The sequence below is a fragment of the Marinobacter antarcticus genome (genome assembly GCF_900142385.1).
GTDB lineage: Bacteria > Pseudomonadota > Gammaproteobacteria > Pseudomonadales > Oleiphilaceae > Marinobacter > Marinobacter antarcticus.
The window spans coordinates 202,126-226,452 of the sequence record NZ_FRAQ01000004.1 but is presented as its reverse complement, the minus strand read 5'-3'; the positions used below and the strand labels follow the sequence as shown (position 1 = coordinate 226,452).

Genomic DNA, 24,327 nt, shown 5'->3' with positions numbered 1-24,327 from the left:
GCAAGCTGTTACCAGTTCTTCTTTACTGGCAGCATACAAGAACACTAGCTTTGCGACCATTTCCCGTCAGGCCTTACCACATCAACCCCCTCCGAATTTACCTTTCTGGAAAGTGTGGCTTTTCTTCATAACAGCCCGCAAGCTAATAACTCGGTCAAAACAAGCGATCCACAAACTACTCAAAGCCCTACGACCTTCCTTCTATCAACAATGCCCCCACCGCGCACAATGAACTCATAGTGCGCAGTCTGAACAATTGAATGAATATTTTTCGGTGTGAAAAGGCCCCAGCAGATGGCTCCGGAATGTCGCACTGACCAGTATTGAAGTCCCTCAGATCCGGCGGCACGGAGCCTGGTTCCCAGCGCCCGAGCTGCCGTGTAGTCATCCGGATGATAAATCTCGTGCTCTGCTGCAAGCTCAGTGGCGTCGTGCATAACATCGCCGGAAAAGGTGCACGCGAGCCCCCTGAAAATCAGCCGATCAAACTTCAGGTCTTCAACATTTGCCAGATATTGGCCTTGGTGGTATTCCACCTCAGCCAGCGCTGTTTCGATGGTATCGGCAATGTAAAGCATCCCGAATTCCCCGCCGCTGAACCTGCTCCCGTCAGGAGCAACATGGGTAAAGGACGCAGCCGCGTAATGACAACCGGGAATACCCCACGGGATCTCGGCTAGATCGATGTAGTTGAGATTCCCCACATCCTGGATAGGACGGGGATTGCTCATGGTTTGGAGATCATAGAGATCCTGGAATTCATCCGGATCTGCCACATCATTGAAGATATCGATGGTGGGAAGCTTGGAGTTGATCAAGCGGAAGCCCTTGGTTTGCGACAGGCTGATAACCGGAAGGTTCAACTCCATCACCATAAACCGCTTCGCAGAGTATCAATGCGCCGGAACGTTTCATACAGTGCCGCAAAATCGCCACTTTCAATCACGTCGAGCGGAGCCCTGCCATGAAAATAGGGGTTATGGTTCCGCTTACGCATGAAACCATAAACGTTTTCCGGGTTCTCGAACACAATGCGCAACGCTTGGTGCATGTTCAACAGATAGCTGATACGTGTGAGCTGATCCCGATCCAGACGGGCACTTTCTGGATCATTTCGATACTTATAATAAGTGGCCCTTGGGAGTCTCAGAATCGCCTGCGCCTGCTCAGCGGTGCATCCCCATTTATCCAGGATATTGAAGGCGGCTTTAAGGCCGCTAACACTCATTCTACGGGCATCAGCCGGCGATTTTTGCGCTTTGCTTGCAGTCATCACTTGCCCTCCTTCGTAAACTGGACGCAACCCACCATTAAGTCTCAATATAGACTTATCTGTGGATTGTGTCCATATAACGACATCTGAGACAAAAGAGATTTAGCTTAGGGTTTTCTTCCCGACTATTCGTTCACTACCTTCGGACTGCTTTTGATACCGGTGCGCACTCGCCTCAATAGCCGACCTGTATCCGGCCGGAATATCCCCTGCCGCTCAAGAAACTGATCAATGATGTATTGGATGCGCTTCGCAAGGACACCTTGGACTGCGCCCAAGGCGCCGAGCAACAACAAGCCCGAATCAGTTAGCTGACGACTCAATCACATCAATTCCATACAGCGTGGTGGTTCCACTCACTTCGTTACCCACCACCAGCATCGGCTTGCTGTTAGGGCTGCTACCCGCCGGGATGAAGGCAAAGCCTTCGGGGCCCAGGTCACCGGCCATGCCGTTTTCCAGGTCGGTCTGGGATACTGAGAAGTCGCGGTTGTTGATGTACTGGACGAACTCGGGGTTCTGCGGGTTGGTCACGTTGTACACCATGATGCCGCCAGCGCGTTCCAGGCCGATGAAGACGAAGGTCTGGCCGTTGATGGTGCCGGTGGTGATGGCTTCAGGTTCCGGGCCTTTGTCGTCGGAGCGGTTATCGAAGCTGTTTTCGTCGTTGTTGCCGTTGAAGTTGTCCGGGATCAGGCTGGCGGTAATGCGTTCAAACTCGCTGCCGCTGTCGAACACGCGCTGGCCGTCGGCGCTCCAGATGCTGAAGGAGCGCGCGCCATAGCTGTAAAGGGTGTCGTATTCGCAGTTGTTTTCCACGTAGAACTTCACGTCGTCCACATCCACGTTGGTGTCGCTGTTCAGGTCACCCAGGTCGGCGGGCAGCTGTGACGGGTTGCAACCGTTGCTGATACCCATCGTAGAGGTGGTGTTCAGGCGGCCCAGGTTGGCGTCGTCCTGCAGGTTGGCAATGCCGGCCAAAGCGCCAGTCAGGGTCAGGTCGCCCATGCGGAATTCTTCGGTCCAGCCGTCGTAGTCCCGGGAATCGCCTTCGTTGGCGGTCAGGTAATAGGTTTTGCCGTTGTAGCCGTAGCTGGCAATGGAATCCGGCATGTACATGCCTTTCACCGGCCAGTTGCGAATGTTGATGCCGTCATCGTCGTTGCTGGCGTCCAGTTCGTTGCCGATGAGGCCGTGGTTCTTGAAGCGCAGCGGCACGATAGCGCTGATTTCACCGGCGGCGATGTCCAGTTCGGCCACGGCGTTGTTTTCCTGCAGGGTAACCCAGGCTTTGGTGTTGTCGATGGAGACGGCGATGTATTCCGGCTCCATGTCCTGCGCCAGGGTGGCATTAGGGCCAAACACGCGCAGCCCGGCGGCTTCCAGGTTTGCCTGGTCGGCGTTAAAGGCAGTGAAGCCTGCCGTGGTCACGGTGGCGGAGGCCACACCATTGGAGATATCAATGATGCTGACGGAGCCTTCCGGGTCGTTGGAATAATCGTCGCTGGGCTCGCCTTCGTTGGCTACCAGTACTTTCTGGCCGCCGCGGGTAAAGGTCACCATATCCGGCAGCGCACCAACCGTCACTTCCCCTACCTTATTCAGGTCGGTGGTGTTATAGAACACCACTTTTCCGTTGTCTTGCTTCACCGTAGCTTCAATGGCTACGGCTACAAGGTTGCCGTAGACTGCAACGCTGTTGGCTGATGCACCTTCCGCGCTGGCATCGATTGTGCTGAGCTTGGTGGGCATTTCCGGGTCATTGATATCCAGTACGTCCACGCTCGAATCGTTAGCGTTAATTACGAACAAACGCTGATTGATCGCGTCATGGGCAACAATTTCTGCAGCACTCTCGTCGAACGTGCCGCTGTTATATGTACCTAATACATTCAGTTCGATAAGAGTCTGGCTGATACCGGCTACGCCGTCAGTACCGTCAGTGCCGTCGTCTGTGCAGCCCGCAAGTGCGATGACTGAACCCGAAATGGCCAAAGCCAGAAGAGATTTTCGAAATTCCATGGTCGCCTCAGTATGTCTGATGTGTTTGTATTTCCGACACACCCTAAAGCGGCGCCATGACAGTTTGTGGGCAGTTTTAAGACAGTTTGACGTCAAGCGGGGAAATGACTTCAGCCCCGAATCGCCTCCAAAGCCACTCGCAGATTCTCCATCGTCCTCTCCACATTATTCAGCTTTTCCAGACCAAACAATCCTATGCGGAACGTGCGAAAGCCCTCTGGTTCATCGCACATCAGCGGCACGCCAGCTGCAGTTTGCAAGCCCTGCTCACGGAACAGGCTGGTGTTGTGCATATTAATGTCATCAGTATGCAAAACCACCACGCTGGGCGACTCAAAGCCGGGAGCGGCGACGCTTTTGAAGCCGGCGCTGTAAAACAGTTCGCGCACCTGTTGGCCAAGCTCAACCTGGCGCTGATAAAGCAGATCCGGACCAGTTTTCAGTGTCTCGAGCATGGCGTCGCGGAGGATAACCAGGGTATCGGTAGGCATGGTTGCGTGATATGCGTGGTTGCCGGACTCATAGGCCTGCATGATCTGGGACCATTTGCGCAAATCCGCCGCGAAGCTGCTGCTGGTGGTTTCCTCCATGCGTGCGATGGCACGCTCGTTCAATGTGATCAGCGCTGCGCAAGGTGAGGCACTCCAGCCTTTCTGGGGCGCGCTGATCAGAACGTCCACGCCGCACGCTTTGGTATTCACCCAGAGAGCACCGGAGGCTACGCAATCCAGCACGAACAGGCCGTTGACGTCCTTTACTGCGTTGCCAATGGTTTTTAGGTAGTCGTCCGGCAGCACGATGCCCGCTGCTGTTTCCACGTGGGGAACAAATACAACGGCGGGTTTTTCTGCTCTGATGCGCTCTGCCACAGTCTCGGCGGGAACCGGTGCGTAGGCCGCCTGAGGAGTATTGTCCAAAGCCCGGGCCTTGAGCACGGTAACTCTGTCGGTGATTCGGCCTGCTTCCAATATCTGCGACCAGCGGTAACTGAACCAGCCGTTGCGAACCACAAGGCAGTGTTCTCCGTTGGCAAATTGGCGGGCAACAGCTTCCATACCAAAACTGCCTCCACCAGGAACAATAACGGCGCCTTCGGCGTTATACACCTGCCGCAGTGTGGAAGAAATATCCCGCATTACCTGCTGGAAGGGAGCCGACATGTGGTTTAGCGAGCGGTCATTGAATACCACGGAGTATTCCAGCAACCCGTCGGGGTCAACAGAAGGAAACAATTTGGACATGGCTGGGAATTCCTTGCCTGGTGCAGCTTGTGGATGAGTCGTCTTTAGTGCCAGTCTAACAAATCTGGCGTTATGCGCTTTATTTCTCACGTTTACCGTACGCCCACTTGTGGAACCCGGCAAAAGCTTATAAGTTGATCAAAGCGGCCAAATTCCCGCTTTTCCTTTAATTATCAGAAACAACGCACTAGGTGAGCCTGTGAGAACGCTTTTCTCAGAGACCATTCCTTCCTACTATTTCAGTGCCCGCCACCAGGCAGGTGCTACCGGTGTGTTGCCCGCTTTTCTCTTTTATCGCTGAATCCGCTGCTGAAACGCCGGATTCGGCGTCTGAATCCTGAAATTCCGAGCTATTAATTTAATTTTCTGGAGATATCCATGGCTGATATGCCGGCAATATTGGTTGCTGAAGAAGATTTCAACCGTTTGACGACCCTGATCGAAAAACAGGGAGATTCTGATGTTGCGGACGGCCTGGATGATGAGCTGAGCAGGGCAACGCTCGTCCCACTCGCAGAAATGCCAGCGCACGTGGTGACAATGAATTCAAGTGTTTGCTTTAAGAATGAAGATAGCGGTCAGGAACAGGAACTGACGCTGGTGTATCCGCACGAAATGGGCACCGGAGAAGGTAAAATCTCTATTCTTGCGCCAGCAGGCTCTGCTCTGCTCGGGTTGTCGGTGGGTGATTCCATAGAGTGGCCGATCCGTGGCCGCAACAATATCCATCTTAAGATCATTAACGTCACCCGCAAAGGCTGACTGCTGGGAGGCGGTTACGGGGGCGGCCCGCAAAGGCCGGCCCGTCATCTGTCCTTTTTGGTCAAACGGAACTGCTCAATGGTTTCTCTGAGCGTTTCAGCCATCACAAGCAAGTCACCCGCAATGTCGGCCGTTTCCTGCGCATCTGCTGACGTCTGCTCTGCGGAACGGCTGATTTCAATCACGTTCTGATTAATCGCCTCTGACACATCGCTCTGCTCGTTCGCCGCGCTTTCCATCTCCTGATTGAGAGACGTAATTTCACGAACAGCGGAGGCAATGCTCTGCAATTCGGATTCTACTTTCAGGATGGCCTCTACCTGATGGCCCGCCATATCCGAGGCATGGCGCATCGTAGAAACGCAATCAACCACCTCGCTTTTAAGCCCGTTAATTGTCTTTCGGATTTCTTCCGTGGAAACCTGTGTCCGTGATGCCAGTGCACGAACCTCATCCGCAACCACAGAAAAGCCACGCCCCTGCTCTCCTGCTCTGGCAGCCTCAATGGCTGCATTCAGCGCTAGCAGGTTCGTCTGCTCGGCAATGTTGGAAATCTCTTCCAGCATGCTCGCCATCTGGCTGGTGCGCTGGTTCAGACCCTCAATTCGCCTGGCACCGCCCTGCACTTCCGTATTCAGTGCTTCAATACCTTCCACCGCGGCGCGGGCCCGGCGTTCGCCGCTATTGGCCAAATCCGCTGTCTCTGCCGATTTGCGAGTCGTGTGATTAGCGTTTTCGCGCACTTGAACGGCCGATGCTGCCATTTCGGTGGTTGCGCTGGCAACCTGATCCGTATTGTCCTTCTGTGCCATCACTTCATCACCGGTGGTTTCGGCTTTTGCTGCGATGCGGCGAGCAGCCTGTTCCACCTGTGCGGCGTTATCCATGACCGTATGCATACTTTCCCGGATTTTTGCCATCATGCGATTGAACGCCAGGGATACCGAACCAATTTCGTCGTTGCGGGAAACGTCCAGTTCAAGCGTGAGATCGGAGTTTCCGGAAATCTCATCCATACTGGCCTGGAGCCGTCGCAATCTGGAGAAAACCAGCCGATTCAAAGCCAGCGCGGTCAGGAAAAACACCACAATGAAGATAACGGCCTGAATACCACCGCTGGCCAACAGTTGCTGGTGCAGGCTGTCGTCAGCCTCGGCCAGTGAGTAATCCACACGGATCGCACCCAGTACATCACCTTCCCGGGCCTGGTGGCAGCCCAGGCAATTGACACCCTGATAGTTTTCCCGGGCAATGACCGGCTCAATCAGCGTATAAACGCGACCATCTTCGTTGCTTGAATAGTGTTCAATCCGTTCGCCCGCCAAAGCCTTTTTATCAGCAGGATCGCGCTTCTGTTCTGCCTTCGTGCCGCTGCCAAACATCCGATTCAACTGGTCACTGCGGATCACCCTTATATCCAGCACATCCTCAGGAGCCATGACTTTGTCCCGGAGCACCTCTCGGTTACTGATCGTGCCAGTTACCATCATGGTGTTCAGGCCATCAAAATAGGATTTGGCCAGACCATCCACATACTTGTGACTGAATGCCTCCATGTGATCACGCTGTGCATTCGCGCTATAGAGCACCGTGAAGACCAGAATCAGTGAAAATGCTGCTGCCAGAGCAGCGAGCAACAGAAAGCGGATGGAATAGTGTTTTTTCATAACAAGCCGGGGTTCCTCAGATGCTCTCTGTTGTTGACGGCAAAGCGGCAGCTAACTTTACAGACATACGTCAATTATTTACTGACGCAAGTCAGAATGACGCATTTCTATCATGTGGCCCGGAATATGCTTCATAACGTTTTAACGAGCATTTTCTGGCACGCCTGCTGCGAGCCAATGGAGGAAAACACGCCATGTCACTGCTGACATCCCTAATTCAGGCAAGTACCCGCTTCCAGCAAACTCTGGAAAAGCGACCGGCAGCGGGGGCAGAGGAGCAACGAGCCAGAGGCGCGAACAGCGCAGAGACAGTGCCACCTGCAAGCCCCGGCGACGACCGTTTCACTCCCTCAGGAGATTCCCTGAGTGATGCGAACCGATTGAAATCGCAGAAGTTGCCGCTAGCGGATTACAAACAAACCGTAGGGCAGGATCTTGCCTTTATAAGGGAGACACTGCGGCACAAACTTGCCGAATACAATCTGAGCCCGGCCACCGCAATAAGCGTCAATAAAAATGATAGCGGTAAGCTTGAGGCGGGCGGCAAACTGGCGGAAGAAACCCGCACCCGGATCGAAAATGACCTGAACGTGAACAAGAATTTCACGGATGCTTTCAGCCGGCTGAGCGTCAACGAACCGACACTGCATTTCATGGATAACGCCCTGAAACTCAACCAGGCCTACGGCGTGAATAATTCACTTCTGGACACACTGGTCAGTGAGAACCAGCAGTTCAACGGCTTGCAGGATCTCGTAAACCGCTACGACACCCTGCGCCGTTCGGCCCCGACTGATCAGATTGAAGCTGCGACGAATCGAGGCGCTTATGCCTTCAACCTGAACACCCGGGCCTGAGCACTACCCCTCAAAGGGAGTAGGATCACCCTTGCCAACCCTTGTAACAGCCGGCATATCGCCAGTGAAGTTGACCACTGTAGTCGGCTCCATTCCGCAAAAACCGCCATCAATAATCAGATCCAGCTCATGCTCCAGCGTATCCCGGATATCGTAGGGATCCGTCATGGGTTCGGACTCGCCCGGCAAAATCAGCGTGCTGCTCATGATCGGCTCGCCAAGCTCACCCAGCAGAGCCTGAACAATCGCGTTATCGGGAACCCGAACGCCAATAGTACGCCGCTTGGGATGCAACAACCGTCTAGGCACTTCGCTGGTCGCATCCAGAATGAACGTATAAGGCCCGGGCGTGAAGGTTTTCAACAACCGGTACTGAGTGTTATCCACCTTGGCATAAACACCGATGTCAGAGAGATCCCGACACACCAGCGTGAAGTTATGTTTGTCATCCAACCGGCGAATCCGCTTGATCTTGTCCGCCGCCGGTTTGTCACCCAAATGGCAGCCAAGGGCATAGCCTGAATCGGTGGGATACACCACAACACCGCCACTGCGAAGAATATCAACTGCCTGCTTGATCAACCGCTTTTGCGGGTTCTCAGGATGAATCTGAAAGAACTGACTCATGAATGCCCTCCACTCTGTTTTTGAGCGCCTGAAGCGGCCGGCTTCAGATCCGCCTTGGAACCGCCCATACAATTCGGTGACGCCGGCACCTCCTGCCCGGACGCCTCCCACTCTTGCGGAGAGTATAGATGCAAAGCCAGCGCATGCACGCCACCAGCCATATCCAGCTCCTCCGAAAGCACTTTATAAATAGCCTGATGCCGCTTCACCTTCATCTGCCCCGCAAAGGCCGGCGAAACCATCGTCACCTTGAAGTGCGTCTCTGAGTTTGGCGGCACACTGTGCTTGTGGCTTTCGTTTTCCACCTGAAGAATGCTGGCGTCAAACGCTTCCTTAAGTTTAGTTTCGATTGTGCTCTGGATTTTCATCGCTCATTGACTCCCACATCCGCTTTAACAATGGCAAACAGTCTACTACAGAAGAAGCGAGCCACCCGAACCTTGACACTCAACTACCAAACAGCCACATTCCCCTCCCACTTCAACCCAGACAAAACCATACCCAAACCATGCTCCTGTATATCGCCGAAAAACCAAGCCTCGGCAGAGCAATCGCCGCCGCTCTCCCCGGCCCTTATCAAAAAGGCCAGGGCTGGATCCGCTGCGGCACAGGCAATGACGCTGCCACCGTAAGCTGGTGCATCGGCCACCTGCTGGAGCCGGCCGAACCCGCCAGCTACAACCCGGCCTGGAAAGCCTGGCGCCAGCACGACCTCCCCATGTTCCCGGACAAATGGCAGGTCACCCCCAAAGACAGCGTTCGCCAGCAGCTTAAAGCACTGGAATCCCTGATCCGGCAGGCCGACACCATAGTCCACGCCGGCGACCCGGACAGAGAAGGCCAGTTGCTGGTTGATGAAGTGATTCGCTATTTCGGAACCAAGGCACCCGTAAAACGGATACTCATCAATGACCTGACCCCGGCAGCGGTCGCCAAAGCCATACAGCAACCCAGAGACAACCTGGAATTTCGCAGGCTTTCACACTCTGCACTCGCCCGGCAACGGGCCGACTGGCTCTATGGCATTAACCTCACTCGCTTTTACACGCTGAACTACCAGCAGCAGGGGCAGCAGGGCGTTTACTCCGTCGGTCGGGTTCAAACACCGGTACTGGGGCTGGTGGTGGAGCGGGACAACACCATCGAAAACTTCGAGCCCAAACCTTACTTCCGCATAGAAGCCCGCTTCAAAGCACAGGAAGAGGAAGTTGACAAGCAGGCTTTCACCGCCCGATGGCTCCCGGACGAACAGTTTCAGGACCATCTGGACGAAGAAAACCGACTGCTGGATCGGGTAACAGCCGAGCAGATTGCCGCCAGTATTCATAGCCGGCCCGGCTCCGTTATAGAATCACGCTTCCGCGACCGGCCCGAAGCTCCGCCTTTGCCCTTATCGCTGTCAGCATTACAGATAGAAGCTGGCCGCCTGTTCCGCATGGGTGCAAAGGACGTACTGGACACTGCCCAGAATCTTTACGAGCGCCACCAGCTCATCACCTACCCCCGTTCCGACAGCCGGTACCTGCCTGAAGGGCATTATGCCCAGCGCGAGCAGGTCACGGGGGCGATTGGCAGAGTCTCGCCAGATCTTGCTGATGCCCGCAACAAAGCGGACCTCAGCCGCCGAACGACTGCCTGGAACGATAAAAAGGTCGATGCCCACCACGCCATTATTCCGACCAGCCGGACAGCACCCAATGGCAAGCTCAGTGAAGCCGAACAGAAAATCTATGGTCTTGTCAGCCGCTATTTCCTGATGCAGTTTTCAGCGGATGCCATACACCGAGAAGGCCGGCTCACCGTGCGAGTGGCAGAGCAACGGTTCCGTGCCACAGAAACCGCTGTGCTGGAACCAGGCTGGAAAACACTGGAACTGAAGCTCCGGGACAACCAGAAAGAAACAGAAAAGTCTCCGCTGCCGCGCCTGGATGAGGGCGAACCGGTATTCTGCGAAGACAGCACCGTGAGCGAGCGCAAAACCCAACCACCCCAGCACTTCACCGATGCCACTCTACTGTCGGCGATGACCAACATTGCCCGATTTGTAACCGACCCGGAGCTGCGAAAAACCCTGCGGGAGACCGATGGCCTTGGTACAGAGGCCACCCGTGCGAACATCATCGATACCCTGTTCAAACGGGACTACCTGTACCGGGATAGCCGCCAAATCCGTTCTACCGATAAAGGTAAAGCGCTGATCGGCGCGCTACCGAAATCTGTCAGCAAGCCGGACAGAACTGCGGTCTGGGAAGCAACCCTGGAAAGTATCCGCAGGGGCGAGGACGACCCCCGGGAATTCCTGGAGACTCTGAAGGCGGAGATCCGGGGTTTCATTGGTCCTGCCGCCGATGCGCCTGATACCGGGCTGCAAACCAATGCTCCTAACTGCCCGAAATGCCGGTCTCCGATGGCTGAAAGAGACGGCAAATTTGGACGTTTCTATGCCTGCACGCGGTACCCGGATTGCCGGGGAACACGCCAACTTGAAGATGACAAACCTCAAGACGGCACCGGGCAAAAACCCATCCCCTGCCCTCACTGTTTTTCGCCTCTGGTAAGACGGAAAGGTAAAAAAGGCTGGTTCTGGGGCTGCAGTAATTTCCCCGCCTGCCGACAAACACTGGACGACGAAGACGGAAAGCCGGCAACGCGTTTACGCAAGTCTACATAACGAAACGGAATGCTTGGCAGCATTTTGTGATAATCGCCTGATATGGCAGGGAATCCGCTATCACGCACTGTGAAACAGGATCGCACCCACACTACCTACTCCAGGAGAGGCGCAATGCGCATCGCTCTGCTCGAAGACCAACAGGAACAGGCGCAGCACATCCAGTCCATTCTGACTGAGCGCGGCCATCACTGCGACAGCTTCCCGACAGGTCAGAGTTTTCTCAGCGCGGCACTGCATCGCAGCTATGACCTGATGATTCTCGACTGGCAGATTCCTGACATGACCGGCATTGATGTGCTGAAAAGCGTCAGAGCGCAGATCAACTGGGCAATTCCCGTGGTATTCCTTACCCAGCGCGACAGCGAATCCGATATTGTCCAGGCCCTGGACGCGGGCGCAGACGACTTTCTCGCAAAACCTGCAGGCGCTGCGGAACTGGTCGCTCGCATCAATGCTCTGGCGCGCCGCGCCAATCCGGACAATGAGAAAGAAGACCTTAAATACGGTCCGTTTGAAATTAATACCCAGCACAGAACCATCTCCCTCCATGGTGAAGCGCTTACATTGACCGACAAAGACTTCGATCTGACTCTATTCCTGTTTCAGAACCAGGGCCGCCTGCTCACCCGTGAAGTGCTTCTTGAGAGAGTCTGGGGACTAGCCAGGGATATCAACACACGAACAGTAGACACGCACATGAGCCGGCTACGTCGTCGATTGGGCCTGAACCCGGAAAATGGCTTCCGTATCAAGACGATCTACCAGCGCGGCTACCGCCTGGAGGCCATGAAAGCCGAAGCTATCGATGAAGAGATGACAGAATCCCAGGCAGCAGGCCAGGAAGTGCAAGCACCGAATGACTGAATACCGGTTACCCGCTCTCGCCAAAGTATTCCTGGTGCTGCTGCTTCTGGCACCGGGTATGCCTGCGTGGGCGGAGCTGTCCATTACCCGCGGCTCGGCAACAACGGTGACAAGCTCCGCCAACGAAGCCGTGCCAGAGTGGATCTACACCCTGAAATCCGGCGAGAGCTTTGCGGAAGTCGCCAGCGACCTTCTGGTAAAAAACTACAATGCCGGCCGGCTCCTTCAATATAACGCCATCCAAAACCCCGCCACGCTGGGAGAAGGCGATCGCATTCGCATCCCCCTGTCCTGGCTGAAGAGACAGCCCGACCCTGCGCGCGCTACGTCGGTTTCCGGCAACGTTCAACTGATATCAGGAATTGACGGCCGAAAAAAAATCCTGACAAAAAACGACCTGATACGGGTGGGTGATGAAGTGCTTTCCGGTGCGGGAGCAGCAACCATCACCTTGGCTGACGGTTCAGAAGTCCGCCTCTCCCCGGATTCCCGGCTGATCTTCAACCGCCTGACGCAGTACGGCAAACCCGGCATGGTAGACACCCGGCTGAGGCTGAACCGGGGAGAAGTCCACACCCGGGTCAAGCCAGTGATGGAAGGTGGTGCCCGCTTTGAAATTGAAACTCCGTCTGCCGTTGCCGCCGTTCGTGGCACCGCATTCTCACTGCAAACCGGGCCGGAAGGCACCAGTTTGCAGGTAACCAAAGGCGTAGTTGATTTCGGAGCACCAAACCAGACCCATCGGATTCCTGCCGGCTTCAGCGCAACGGTTGCCAGTAACAACAGTCGCACACTGAGCATACGCAGGATGCCACCGGCGCCGGAAATCAATCCGCTTCCTCCAATACTTACTCAGCTCCCGGCAGAGATGACCTGGAAACAAAGCCCGGCAGCAAACTATCGACTGGATATCTTTGAAACAGATAGCGGCCGCTGGGTTGAAAGCCGTGAAGTCAACGGCAGCCGCTTTGATATCAGCCGCCTGGACAACGGCCAGTATGAGATTCACCTGGCGGCGTTTGACCCGCAAGGTATGGCGGGAATGCCCGGCATACTTCCGATAGAGGTTGATTTACAAGCCCGCACAGCCAGCTTGCTGGCACCGGAAAACAAAGGCAGCGTGAATGACGATATGCCTGAGTTCCGTTGGGCCCTCAATGGTGAAAACGAAGTGGCCCGGGTAGAAATTGCCGAGGATGAAGCCTTCCGGAATCTGGTAGCGACCAGCGAATGGGCACCGGAAACAACCGCTCTGCCCTCCCGCCCCCTGAGTCCTGGCCAATATTACTGGCGCGTAGTGACAGAAGCCGGCGGAAACTCAGTAGCAACAACGCAGCCGCGCAAACTGATCGTAACCGGAACGCTCCCGCCAGTACGCATCATCAGTATCAATTACATCGACAGCCAGGTTCGCGTATTCTGGGAGAAGGTTGATACTGCTGCCAATTACCGAATGCAGCTGGCGGAAGAACCCGGTTTCAACAACATAATCAAGGAAGCTACGCTGCCAGAAACCACGGCGGCCTTGCGTCTTATTCCCGGAAGGCGGTATTTTGTGCGCTTGAAAGCACTTTCTGACGGCCCGTTACAAAGCCGCTGGGGACCAGGGAGGGAGTTGTACCTGGAATAACACCTTGAACAATTAACACGCACAGCAGGACTCATGACCCGGGATTGGCTGCCAATTAAAACGACTCCATGGACGCTCGGTCTGGCACTCCTGTTGATGTTCCTGTTAGCAGAAACGGCTGCGCTGCCTCAACGCGTTGACTACTGGCTTCTTGATTCTGTAATGTTTGCCAGCCCAGCCGTCGCATCTCCAGACGTAGTGATCGTCGCTATTGATGATCTCAGCCTGGCTCAGCAAGGCCGCTGGCCTTGGCCACGTCGAACCCATGCTGCGCTTATCGGGAAATTGCACCAGGCCGGTGCCGAAACCATCGTATTCGACGTGCTGTTCACGGAACCGTCTCCGGATGATGCTGTGCTTAGCCGCGCCATGCAGGCCCATGGCAGGGTTATTATGCCAGTACATATGTCGCCACCGAACTCGCGCTTACTGCTTAGTGAACAGTTTCCTGCAAGCGACCTGATCACTGCAGCCGCTGGTATTGGCCACGCACACGTTGAACTGGATCACGATGGTATCGCCAGGGGGCTCTATCTGTTCAACGGCATGACTCGCCAGCTGTGGCCTGCTCTCGCGCTCGCAGCCTCCGGTGTCAGCTCGAGGCAACCCGATTCGCAAGGGCTGCCCCCATTTGTAAACGTGCGGGACGACTATCGGATTGTTCCCCTCGCGGGTGGTGCCGGTACATTGCCCACATACCCATATAGTGATGTACTCAACGCCCCTCCGGCTCCGGATGTGTTTGGCGGCAAGACCGTTTTTGTCGGAGCCACAGCAGCCGGGCTGGGAGATATCTTGCCAACGCCGTTCTCGGGGCTCAGTCGGCCTATTTCCGGCGTGGAGTTCCACGCCAATACGTTTTCAGCTTACCAGCAGAGACTTCTTATCACTGCGGCCCCGGCATGGGTTGGTATAGCCTTGGCGATTATCACACTTGTGGCACTGGCCGTCCTGTTGCCCCGCATGCGCCCTGCCCGCACGCTGTTCGCATGCGTTACGGCCGGCATCACAATCCTTGGCCTGTACATTGCTATGCTGACTGCGCTACAGGTATGGCTTCCGGTTGCCCATGCACTGATCATTCCCTTGCTTGCGCTCCCGATAGCCAGCGGCATGCGCCTGGCTATGACCAATCAGTTCCTCAATCGACAACTGGATGAGCTGGCCCGAGCGCCGAGAGTAGCCTTACCGGAGCTATCAAAACGCCCGCTGACCCAGCTTCTTGAACACTTTCAGGCGCTGTTTCAGCCGCAAGGCTGGTTACTGATGGAAAATAGCAACATCGTTTCCACCCGGAACCTTGGGCGGGCCGAGGTTCCGGATGATCTGGAACCAGGGCTCTGGCGAAATGACGGAAACCAGAGCTGGATTCAACTGAACCGCGGCAACAGCTGCTACACGCTTGGCCTTACCCTGCCCAACGATCTGAGCCGAGACGCCATACAGCGCTACCTTCGCCGGTTGAAACTTTCCACCTCCGGCCCCGCAATAAAAATGCTCCGGCCCAGCGAAAACATTTCAGCGCGTATCGAGCGCGTTAAGGTGGCCACTGAACGCCTGAACCACATGCAGGAGTTTATCCGCCGCAGTTTTGAGCGCATGCCTGATGGCATCATCGTAACCGATGAATTGGGCATCATCCGATTCGCCAACGGCCATATTGAAGAGTGGTTCGGAGAGCCCATGCCCAGCTTGGGTGGGCTTCCTCTGACACGACTTCTGGAAGGTCACGATCCACGCGAAACTCCGCCCTGGCATGAAACGGTTTCTGAAACGCTCACGCTGTTGCAAAGCCGGACGGTGGATTTAAAAATCCGGGAAAAGGACTTTCTCATTCATTTCGCGCCCTTTGCTCTGCCAGACAGCGTGCAATACGGCATCATTGCCAACATCTCCGACATTTCCGAACTGCGGGAGCAGCAGCGCCAGCACCGAGAGGCAATAGACTTTATTTCCCACGATGTACGCTCGCCTCTGGTGTCACAGCTGGCGCTTATCGAACAGTTGAAGCGCGACCCCACTCATATCGACCAAAGCCAGCTGGAGCAACTGGGACGACTGGCAAGGCGAAGCTACCATCTGGCTGAGGAGTTTGTTCAGCTGGCGCGCGCCGAACAGCTGACTGAGACCCTGTTTTATGAGTGCGAATTTCTGGCTATTGTTGAAAACGCCCGTGACAGCGTGAGCGAGCAGGCACTTGAGAAGCACATTCCATTGCAACTGCAAGGCACGGAAGATCTGTGGTTAAGAGGCAACGCAGAACTGCTTGAGCGGGCGGTCATTAACCTTTTGACCAACGCCGTCCAGTACAGCCCGGCGGGGTCAGCCGTGAGCCTTCAGGTGTTTCGTGCCGGGCATCAGGCATGCCTGACGATCGCAGACGACGGTTGTGGTATCGACCCGGACGAGCTGCCCCATCTGTTTGACCGTTACCGTCGCCAGAAAAGCAGCGAGCTGGCAGGCATTCACGGGACCGGGCTAGGGCTCTCGTTTGTGAAAACTGTGGTCGAGAAGCACCGCGGTGAGATTTATGTGGCCTCCAGCCCCGGGGAAGGTTCATCTTTTACTCTGAAACTTCCGATTGCAGATCCCATGTCTTAAGCCCCAGGAATCGAAACTTATCAACAGGTCAGCCAATCACATTCGTCAGGATTTGATTTCCTTGTCAACAACTGCAGAAGGAGCGCTTAACAAGCCGTTATTATCCTGAACCAGGATCGTAAAATACCAGGTTCCAGCTTCCAGACCGCTCACCTTATGAGTCATGCGAGCATCTGACTGAGCATCGGAAATAACAACTTCCCGATCCAGCTTATTGGCATCCTGACCATAGCGGATGATGTACTTATCCAGTTCAGCCATTTTTATTCCGTCACCGTTCACCCGGCTATCAGGTGCATTCCAACTCAGGACTGCGGATTTCGCTTGCCCGGGAAGAGCGGGCTCACTGACTGACCCTTCCGTGTTGGTTCCAGCCGAACCTGAACCTGTGCTGGCCGAATCAGAAGAACCGCCACACCCTGTAAGAAGAACTCCCAGAAAAAACGCGGCTATCCATGCCCGTGACATTTTAATGACGCGTTTCATAGTATTTTTACACCAGTAAATCGCCGAATTTGTCGAATTATACAAAACTCGGGCGATTATCAATGTGAGGCCTGTCATTTCTCTAATTAAAAAATCGTCAATATCCCGTCAGGAAACCGTAATGAAACGGTCGGATTAACGCGAATTACTGATTGCCCGGGCAATTTTTTGCCCAGCATTTGTCGTGCGGGCTATCGGAGAGGCAAAAAAAATATTAGATGATTTGTTGGGGTTGTATTCATGAGCTGAAAAGGTTTAAGGCTGGCTTCTGACTCAGGGGCTACTCCGGGACTGTTCCATTTTTCAACAAGTAATGGGTAGCGCTACCAGTTGTATGTGCCGCCGAGTCAGGTGTTCCTGCATCACCGCCAACTCTTCGTTCGACATATGTTCTGCGATGGCGAGAAGCTCACCGGTAGCCCGGGCTTTCAGTCTTTTCAGAGCTACCGACTGTTTGCGATGGATCTTAGGTTGATTAAACGGTGTATGCCTGCCGAGCTCACGCCATTTTCCGGCCACCAGAGCACTCCCTCTGCCTTGATCAAGTGCAAGTGCCAGCCCAGCCGGGTCGAAGTCAAAGAACCATGCCAGATTGCCTGCAGGCTGATTCCTGGCGATCTCAGCAATTGTGCGGACATTCTCTCGATGACCGCGGTAGAGAATCACCGAATTCTCCCAGGAGCCCGGCAGCCGAATGTCTGCCCAATAGGGCACGACACCTCCGTTCTCAACGATCACCAATTTCTGGGACTGAAGGTGATCGGTATCCAGACATCCCGGTAGCACGCTGAGCACACTGCCTCGGGGCGTCCTGAACTCTTCACCACCCACTGCCACCTTCGCAGTGCCAGCGGTTGCCAGCACGATCAAGTGGCCAAAAACTGAGTCGCTGCTGAGCTTTTCGCTGGCATCTTGAAGAGCCATAACCATCCGGCCACCGACGCGGGAGTCAAATTGCGGATCTACCCCATGCTCGGCCAAGGCATACTCTCTCAGGCGCTGTTTATCAGCGGCAGTAAAGTGGATCTCTCGGCCAATGACCTGCCCCACTCCATTTTCCGCACAAATCTGTTCCCAGGTCTGGCTACGCTGAACCTTCGACTTGCCCGCCTTCAACAGGCGCTCTATGGCAGCAATTTCAGCCAGCATGGTTGTGCCTCAGAGTCAGATCAGAAACCATGACATTATCCGGATAGATCCGGTGCGGGATCTGGTGATAAACCACGTCTATATGTCTCTGATCTCCATCTGACAGAGATTCAATCTCAGAGACAATGGCCTGTAGCCAGTCAGCTTTGTCAATCCCCAGACCGGTACTGGCAAGCGCCTCGGAAGCGAGTATAGTTCGCTCGCCAAGAGCACCGTCTACAACCAGTTTAATCAGCTCTTCAATGGCCTCTTCTACCGGATCGTCTTCCTCAATTTCGGTTTCACCTGCAACGTCAAAATTGACGGTGCCCACACCATCCGGGACGGGCTTATCCTCAATTTCAACGGGGACAGTCCGGGCTTTGGCGGCTATCTCTATCAGCTCAAGATCGTCAGCAGAATCGTAAATATCCCCGAATCCACGTATCTGGAAAGGGGCAACTGTGTTGAGAGCTTCCGGAACCTGCCTCAAATCCAGGTGGTCAATAGACGGCTCAAACCCGCGGTTGTTGATAAAATGTGCTTCAAAAGCACCGACCATTCGGCTCAGCCTCTGATCTTCGCGCATGCGCACCAGCATTTTACGCAGCTGGTTAAGTGCGTAAGAAAGGTTCTTCTGAGAGGACTCCAAAGTAGCCGGCAGATGTCGAAGCAACAGGCGCTTCAGAAACGCATCCGAACCGGCCTGCTCCGCGAGTTCCGGGATACGAAAACTCTCGAACAGAGTAATCAGTCGACCGGCGCGCTCAATAACCCGCTCGTTTTCACGGATGCGCAAATTCAGATTCGTGATATACGCAAAACCCGTGTTTATGTAGGTGGCGAACGCCTCCGTAGCATTGCGAATATCCTCGATCACATCCGCAAGACATTCCTTGATCTCACCTTCCAGTCGGTCGATATCACTCAGGGCGGATCGTTTCTTGGCCTCTTTATATTCCTGAAACAGCTCGCTCAGCTGCTGCCACAGTATGTGCACCTGGGCACTGGCGTAGCGACGCCTTTCCGACTCGGTTATGTGATCGAGAAACTGAACCAGCACCTTTTTCAGCTGAAGGTCTTCAGACTCACCAATGCGCCACACCAGGCGGTGATGCTCCAAGGTTTCAATCAGCCCGAGATTGTCATCAGAATCCGGAATACGGTTTCCGTTTCGCAGATGTGCCTCCAGAATCGCCTCGCCGTACTTGGCCAAGGCACGGAGTGTGCTTTGAGCGTCTTGAGCGCGAGCCATCAGTGAAGCCTCATCTGCTCGGAATCAGCATCTTCGGAGCCCTGAATGCCTTCGTGAGCCTGAATGAACGTCATGGCATCGTAAAGCCAGCTCCAGCGGCCGGTGGCCCGGAACAGGCTGCCGCTGGTGCCCACGGGCTTCAGGTAGCCCATCTTCTCCAGGCTGGAGAGAACCGCACGAATCTGGCCTGCCGAGTCCGCGCGCTTAGTATGAAACACTTTTTTCTCCGCCAGCGATCTGAGCTTTGATTCCAGCGCCGGTGCCGCCGCAATGCGATCTAAGATGGCACCCTCAGAAAGCTTATCGCCAGGCAACACCGGGCGGTCGTTTGCTTCGAGCATCATCACAAGCCGCAGGAACTGCACAAAAGCCTCAAGATTATTGGCAACATCCCTGAACTGATGACGGATCGCTTCCTTGGTGCCGGCATCCGAGATGTCCAGATACGCACACACAAAGGCGTCGTGGGCGCTGGTCTGGCGAAGCGTTCGGTTGATCTGACCCAAAAAACGGTTCACCGCATCCTGGTTGCCCGGCAAAAGCAGATAGTTGTAGAGCTCGTCGTCACTGACTTCACAGATCACCCGCTCCTGAAGCAAAGCTGTAACGGTGCGCTCGAATAACGGACTACTCATGGCTTGGCACCTCTTCTGCTGTTGTCTGCGGCGTCTGCCCGCCGTGGCTCACGCTTGCGAACATCTCGGTGTGCTTTCCCTGAATCTCCGACGTTTCGTAGGTATGAACCCGACCCTGCTTGAGCGAAATCTTATTTTCAAAAAATTTGCGCAAACTTCTGTCCAACTTCGGACACGCGGAAATCATGGTCAGATTGTTCGCTTCCAGCATATCGGCCAGATGAGAGATGTTGTTGGGGCTGAGCGTAGCCAGTTCATCAATGGGCCAGGTAATACGGGTATTCAGGTCCGGGCACAGATAGCGCGTCAGCCCCATGAACACCGTCATGATTGCCAGGTATGTGAGACCAGTCGAACTGGCAGACAGGAAGTCAGCATCTGTGCGGATCACCACTTGCCGGTCGTTTTCTTTCATTTCCAGGCGCATGTCGATCATCGACTCGACACTTTCCTTTACTTTGGCATCACTCAGGGTATCCGTAACCAACTTAAAGCGTCTCAGAATTGCATCGCTCGGCAGTGAACGACGGTTCATGTGAATCCACGTTTGCCACTGCTCCACGAATTCCTTCAGAGGCTGCCAGGTCTCGTCCTCATAAATCCGGGGCTCGAGCACCACCTGAATATCACTGAGGCTCTCGATCTGTTGATCGGTGTTGATCTTTCGTTTCAGCAGGCTGGAAACCGCTTTCACCTCGCGCGCCATGACTTCCAGGCTGTCGAAATACTTCACCAGACTGCCAGCCTCGGATACAAACTGATCGATCAGCGCATCACGTAGCTGAGGTATGTCGGTATCCAACAACTCTCGCAGATCCGGAACCCGCGCCAGCTTAAAGCTTTCCTCATGATCCAGCACATCGCCGGTCATCTGGCCGTGCCGATGGGCCGATAGTTTCTGCCACGCTTGCTGGATTTGGGTGTTGTCATACCGGTTCAGGATAGATGTGGCCTGATCAAACGTTCCAACAACCTCTTTACGCAGCTGTTCCAGCTTCTGGTAGGCACCCTGAAGCTCCTGGGTGAGATCTGCCAGGTTACCCGGAAACCCTTCTGAAAAAGTATCTCCGCGGAAGTGTTTAAGCACGCCTTCGGCGGCTTCCGTTTGCTCCCGGAGCGTCTTGATTACTCCCTGGTGTTCGGCAATAGAAGCTTTCAGCTTGCTGTCATGCTCCTTCCACGTGCGCTCAGCTTCATCGCGCTTTCGGATTGCGGCCTCGCGCTTTGCCCTGGCTTGGCTGGCTTGCTCTGTCAGAGCCTCAACCTTGCTCCATTCCTGTTCGCGCCATTTTCGGTATCCGCGTACAAGATCCTCAGACACCACAATTTTTTCGACAGTCTCAGTGAGTTTGGCCAACGCATCTCTGGCGTCCTGAACCACCTTAGGATCAATGCCTTCCTCAGAGAGGCGTTGATCATATATCTGACGCTTTTTCTTGAGGCGTGCTTTGTGTTCCGACTCTGCCGAGGCAATCAGTTCAGACAGCTGGTCAACGCTGGATTGATGCTCCGACTCCTGCTCCGCCCAATGACCTCGCATGTCCAGCATCTGCTGCTGAAAGCCGGATTCAACGTCTCGAATACCTTCTCCGGTTTGCTCATCGAAGTCTTTAAGCCTGAGCTGAACCGCGTCGAGATCCCTGGTGATTTTTGCGATTCGGGCCGCCTGCGCCTCCTTAACACGCTGGCGCGCATTACCCAGCTTGTTTTGGGCGTTATTGCGGGTGCGCTCTACCAGAGAAAACTCTGTTTCCAGCCGGTCTGCAGCTTCGGCACGGGCTTTGTAGGTTTCATGCCGACGCTGGGCCTCGCGCTCGGTGTCTGCCCGCTGCTTAATCGCTCCCTGGCGCTCCGCATCGATGCTTCGGCTGCGCTCCTGCAGAGCATCCTCAGAAGCTGCAAAATCCGGTACCGGTATGGCATCCAGCGCGAGCTGCCAGCCCATAACAGCTGTTTCACTGGCATTTAGATCGCGAGTTGGCGTTAGGTCTTTTCTATGCAGCAAAGACGGATTAACAACCTTTGCCAAGCGGTTGCCCCACTCTGGGTCCTGGGCACGTAGCTGCGACAACCAAGTACCATTTTCAGGCGCGATCTGCTTCTGCAGCTCGTTAAAGCTGTCTTCCAGCCCTTGGACTTTTACATCCATGTGCTGAACCTGTTCCTGAGCCGCTTTCCAGTCGTGATCCGCCTGATCCCGCTTACGGCCGGCTTCCAGACGACTCTCGTGCGTCTGAGCGACCTGCTCGGAGGCTTCCTCGGATGCCTGCTCTGCGAAAGCGACTTCCTGTTGTTCCGCTTCCGTCTGCCCTGGACTTTCCCTGAGCGCTGACAAGCGGGCTTGTTCGTTCGTCAGCTCCGACCGCTCGACTGCCCGGCTATCTTTGTACTCAGATACTGCCGTTACCTTGTCCGTTTTGATCGAGTTCAGCTTCAAATCGTAGGCGTGTCTTGCCGAGGTCAGCGCGTCGGTGGCCTCTCTCAAGCGCTGCTCGCGCTGGGCCTGATGCTTCTCATGCTCGCGTTGGATGCTTTGCTTCTCAAGATCGTATTCGCCCTCAATGGCAGAGGCCTTACCTGTCAGGCTGTCGTAATCGGCTTGCGCTGTTGCATGGCGCTGACGGTAATCGGCCAGATTATCAAATCTCTGTGCCAGGCCGGGCAGATCATCAACCTCATACTGATCGTTCTGCCTGTGCAGGGCCGCGACTTGCCCATCCAGGGTCTCAAAATGGGCGTTATGATCGGTAACCTGGCGAGCAAGCTGGTGATCCGTGTCCTCAAACACCGTTTTTCGATCACTTCTCTCAGTCTCGAACCGCTCTTTCTGCTGGCTCAGCTCACTCGCTTTTTCCCGGGCTTCCTCAACGGTCACGAACAAGTTGGCGACGGTTTTATCGGCTTGCTCAAGTATCGCCCTGCGCTCGGCGTCTTTTCTCAGGCATTCACGGATTTTTTCTTCCTCACCCGCGAAGGCAGAAAGGCTCTGTATATCCGCAATCAGATCTTTACGGTCAATGGCGCGGGGCCTGGCATGCTGGTGGATATTCTCGAATTGCGTCTCGCAGATCATGGTCTTGAAGCTGCTCAGAAGCCGATGCTTGTTCAACACCACATGGGTGAGCCGTTCAATGTTGGTCATCTGGGTGTCGCTGTCCCCCAGGCCAAATTCTGCAGCCAATGCGCGAAGCGACCGGGCATCCGCAGGCAGCCGCTTCAGCAGCTTTTGATTGCGCTGAATGATCGCGCGGTAATTGGTAATGGTATCGATGATCTTCGAGACGGGCGTGCCTCCCCGACGGATAGCGGCAAATACATCGTCTGCACTGGCACCACCCTGAAGAAGCTCTTTAATCTCGGGCGCGAAGAAAGTTTCTTCGGCGGATCCAGCCACGAAGCGATAGCATGGCTTACCCTGAGCGTGACGATACATCACCGCGCAATAGAGCCCCGTATGTCGCCGGTACTCAAAAATGATGAGACTTTGAAAGGTGGGCAGATAGTAGTCCAAAAAGGACAGCTTCCCCGATGCCTTGGTGACGATCCGTTCTGGCTCTTCACCAAAGAAGGCCGGAACAAGCGCCAGAACAGACGTTTTGCCGGCCCCGTTCACACCACCCAGGTGCGTTCGTTCACGGCAGTCGATTTTGATGGTTCGTCCCCTCACCTGCTTGAAGGAATGGTGCAGGACGATGCTTTCTAATCCGTAACTTACAGTTTCGCCAGACAAACTGATTTCCCCATAACGGCAGGTCATTCTAAATACCCGCAGTATACAGTGAATAGTTCCCGGACAAAGCCATGGGCTTGGCGCGGACCATCACCACCGGCAATGGTCAACGCGCCATAAGGGTTGTTGCAACCCACCACCCGAAAACCGGACGGTTCGCTTATGCCACATCCACCAGCACGAGTTCGCTGTCTTCCCGGGCACTGACCTTCAGCAGTCGTTCATTGCTAATCGCAACGCCGTCGCCGGCTGAGGCTACCACACCATTCACTTCAATCTTGCCGGTTGCTGGCACCAGATAGACCCTGCGCCCTGCAGCAATGTGGTATTCGGTACTCTGACCTGCCTCCAGGGTTGCTGCTACCATGCGAGCATCCGTTCGGATTGGCAAAGCCTCGTCATCACCGGGCAGACCACTGGCGAGGGTAACGAAAGACCCACTTCGCTCACCTTTTGGAAACGGCTTGGTGCCCCAGATCGGTGGCAGGCCCGCTTCATTGGGCATGATCCAGATCTGGAAGATCTGGGTAGCTTCGCCCTCTTCGTTCATCTCACTATGAGCAATGCCTGTTCCGGCACTCATCACCTGGACATCGCCGGCCTCAGTGCGACCCTTGTTGCCAAGACTGTCCTGGTGCGTAATGGCACCCTTGCGCACATAGGTGATGATTTCCATATCGCGGTGCGGATGGCGCGGAAAACCCGAATGCGGAGCAATGGTATCGTCATTCCACACTCTGAGGTTGCCCCAGTGCATACGGTTGGGATCATAATATTCGGCGAACGAAAAATGGTGGCGAGTATCGAGCCAGCCATGATGGGCACCGCCGAGTTCACTGTGAGGTCTAAGTTCAATCATTGTAAGATCTCCTGCT

General features: G+C 54.9%; 19 protein-coding genes. 6 read left to right on the top strand and 13 right to left on the bottom strand.

Annotated features, from left to right (window positions below; all coding sequences use genetic code 11):
* Positions 1 to 179 precede the first annotated feature (179 nt).
* From BUA49_RS16345 to BUA49_RS16330, 4 genes are all read right to left on the bottom strand, one after another.
* Positions 180 to 869 (bottom strand): RES family NAD+ phosphorylase, encoded by a 690-nt coding sequence (locus BUA49_RS16345; RefSeq protein WP_072799544.1) that lies wholly within the window; start codon positions 867 to 869, stop codon positions 180 to 182.
* Positions 869 to 1,273 (bottom strand): antitoxin Xre-like helix-turn-helix domain-containing protein, encoded by a 405-nt coding sequence (locus BUA49_RS16340; protein WP_175547604.1) that lies wholly within the window; start codon positions 1,271 to 1,273, stop codon positions 869 to 871. Before BUA49_RS16340 ends, BUA49_RS16345 begins: the two co-directional genes overlap by 1 nt.
* A gap of 303 nt (positions 1,274 to 1,576) precedes the next feature.
* Positions 1,577 to 3,295 carry a choice-of-anchor I family protein gene (locus BUA49_RS16335; protein WP_072799509.1) on the bottom strand — a complete coding sequence of 573 codons (1,719 nt, stop codon included), beginning with the start codon at positions 3,293 to 3,295 and terminating at the stop codon, positions 1,577 to 1,579.
* Between the two features lie 110 nt (positions 3,296 to 3,405).
* Complete coding sequence (locus tag BUA49_RS16330; RefSeq protein WP_072799507.1) at positions 3,406 to 4,536, bottom strand: aminotransferase class V-fold PLP-dependent enzyme; 1,131 nt, start codon at positions 4,534 to 4,536, stop codon at positions 3,406 to 3,408.
* Positions 4,537 to 4,914: 378 nt separating this feature from the next.
* Between BUA49_RS16330 and rnk the strand changes: the two genes are divergently transcribed.
* On the top strand, positions 4,915 to 5,298 hold the full coding sequence (rnk, locus tag BUA49_RS16325) for a nucleoside diphosphate kinase regulator (RefSeq protein WP_072799505.1): 384 nt from the start codon (positions 4,915 to 4,917) through the stop codon (positions 5,296 to 5,298).
* Between the two features lie 44 nt (positions 5,299 to 5,342).
* On the opposite strand, the gene BUA49_RS16320 is transcribed toward rnk, so the two are convergent.
* Positions 5,343 to 6,965: a methyl-accepting chemotaxis protein gene (locus tag BUA49_RS16320; RefSeq protein WP_072799504.1), complete on the bottom strand. Its 1,623-nt coding sequence runs from the start codon at positions 6,963 to 6,965 to the stop codon at positions 5,343 to 5,345.
* Between the two features lie 194 nt (positions 6,966 to 7,159).
* Here BUA49_RS16320 and BUA49_RS16315 point away from each other — a divergent pair, with 194 nt between their 5' ends.
* Positions 7,160 to 7,822 (top strand): hypothetical protein, encoded by a 663-nt coding sequence (locus BUA49_RS16315; RefSeq protein ID WP_072799502.1) that lies wholly within the window; start codon positions 7,160 to 7,162, stop codon positions 7,820 to 7,822.
* 3 nt (positions 7,823 to 7,825) lie between these two features.
* Here the strand turns inward: BUA49_RS16315 and BUA49_RS16310 are convergent, their stop codons facing one another.
* A complete protein-coding gene (locus BUA49_RS16310) occupies positions 7,826 to 8,449 on the bottom strand; it encodes an L-threonylcarbamoyladenylate synthase (RefSeq protein ID WP_072799500.1) in 624 nt (207 codons plus the stop codon).
* A complete protein-coding gene (locus tag BUA49_RS16305) occupies positions 8,446 to 8,817 on the bottom strand; it encodes a BolA family protein (RefSeq protein WP_072799498.1) in 372 nt (123 codons plus the stop codon). Before BUA49_RS16305 ends, BUA49_RS16310 begins: the two co-directional genes overlap by 4 nt.
* A 140-nt stretch (positions 8,818 to 8,957) precedes the next feature.
* Here BUA49_RS16305 and BUA49_RS16300 point away from each other — a divergent pair, with 140 nt between their 5' ends.
* The 4 genes from BUA49_RS16300 to BUA49_RS16285 all read left to right on the top strand — a co-directional run bounded on the left by BUA49_RS16300 (position 8,958) and on the right by BUA49_RS16285 (position 16,218).
* Entirely contained in the window at positions 8,958 to 11,120 is a 2,163-nt protein-coding gene (locus BUA49_RS16300) for a DNA topoisomerase III (protein ID WP_072799497.1), read from the top strand.
* A 114-nt stretch (positions 11,121 to 11,234) separates the two neighbouring features.
* A complete protein-coding gene (locus tag BUA49_RS16295) occupies positions 11,235 to 11,987 on the top strand; it encodes a response regulator transcription factor (protein WP_072799495.1) in 753 nt (250 codons plus the stop codon).
* The gene (locus tag BUA49_RS16290; RefSeq protein ID WP_072799493.1) at positions 11,980 to 13,617 is read left to right on the top strand and encodes a FecR family protein; all 1,638 of its coding nucleotides are present in this window, start codon (positions 11,980 to 11,982) and stop codon (positions 13,615 to 13,617) included. Before BUA49_RS16295 ends, BUA49_RS16290 begins: the two co-directional genes overlap by 8 nt.
* A 33-nt stretch (positions 13,618 to 13,650) precedes the next feature.
* On the top strand, positions 13,651 to 16,218 hold the full coding sequence (locus BUA49_RS16285; RefSeq protein WP_072799491.1) for a CHASE2 domain-containing protein: 2,568 nt from the start codon (positions 13,651 to 13,653) through the stop codon (positions 16,216 to 16,218).
* A 45-nt stretch (positions 16,219 to 16,263) separates the two neighbouring features.
* On the opposite strand, the gene BUA49_RS16280 is transcribed toward BUA49_RS16285, so the two are convergent.
* The 6 genes from BUA49_RS16280 to BUA49_RS16255 form a co-directional block, all read right to left on the bottom strand.
* On the bottom strand, positions 16,264 to 16,479 hold the full coding sequence (locus BUA49_RS16280; RefSeq protein ID WP_072799489.1) for a fibronectin type III domain-containing protein: 216 nt from the start codon (positions 16,477 to 16,479) through the stop codon (positions 16,264 to 16,266).
* A gap of 528 nt (positions 16,480 to 17,007) precedes the next feature.
* On the bottom strand, positions 17,008 to 17,853 hold the full coding sequence (locus BUA49_RS16275; RefSeq protein ID WP_072799488.1) for a DUF7281 domain-containing protein: 846 nt from the start codon (positions 17,851 to 17,853) through the stop codon (positions 17,008 to 17,010).
* Complete coding sequence (locus tag BUA49_RS16270; RefSeq protein WP_072799486.1) at positions 17,843 to 19,087, bottom strand: hypothetical protein; 1,245 nt, start codon at positions 19,085 to 19,087, stop codon at positions 17,843 to 17,845. Before BUA49_RS16270 ends, BUA49_RS16275 begins: the two co-directional genes overlap by 11 nt.
* Positions 19,087 to 19,722, bottom strand: coding sequence for a condensin complex protein MksE (locus BUA49_RS16265; RefSeq protein ID WP_072799484.1), 636 nt, complete (start codon positions 19,720 to 19,722; stop codon positions 19,087 to 19,089). Before BUA49_RS16265 ends, BUA49_RS16270 begins: the two co-directional genes overlap by 1 nt.
* The gene (locus tag BUA49_RS16260; protein ID WP_175547603.1) at positions 19,715 to 23,452 is read right to left on the bottom strand and encodes an ATP-binding protein; all 3,738 of its coding nucleotides are present in this window, start codon (positions 23,450 to 23,452) and stop codon (positions 19,715 to 19,717) included. Before BUA49_RS16260 ends, BUA49_RS16265 begins: the two co-directional genes overlap by 8 nt.
* Positions 23,453 to 23,612: 160 nt before the next feature.
* Positions 23,613 to 24,311: a pirin family protein gene (locus BUA49_RS16255; protein ID WP_072799480.1), complete on the bottom strand. Its 699-nt coding sequence runs from the start codon at positions 24,309 to 24,311 to the stop codon at positions 23,613 to 23,615.
* Positions 24,312 to 24,327 lie beyond the last annotated feature (16 nt).